General features: G+C 70.0%; 1 protein-coding gene. It reads right to left on the bottom strand.

Features of this window, described 5'->3' with window-relative positions; all coding sequences use genetic code 11:
- On the bottom strand, positions 1-207 hold a 207-nt coding region (locus ABY44_RS15380; protein WP_431641379.1), incomplete at both ends, for a hypothetical protein.

Below are 207 nucleotides of genomic sequence, written 5' to 3'. Positions count from 1 at the left end.
GTCTGCCATGCGGCGTAGAGCACACCGACCGCCGCGGCAGCACCGAGGATGATCGCGATGATGGAGCCCAGGCCGGGGCCCGACTTCTGCGGCGCGGTCGCCTTGCGCACCTTCACGGCGACGCCGTGGCGCTTGGCGTTGGCGACGTCCCACGCGGTGAGAGCAGTACCGACCACTCCGCCCACGATCGGCACGAACTTGTCGTCG

The organism is Burkholderia sp. ZZQ-2 (genome assembly GCF_050768715.1).
In the GTDB taxonomy this organism is placed as follows: domain Bacteria; phylum Pseudomonadota; class Gammaproteobacteria; order Burkholderiales; family Burkholderiaceae; genus Burkholderia; species Burkholderia cepacia.
The sequence above is the reverse complement of the archived record's forward strand: the minus strand, read 5'-3'. Positions and strand labels throughout refer to the sequence as shown.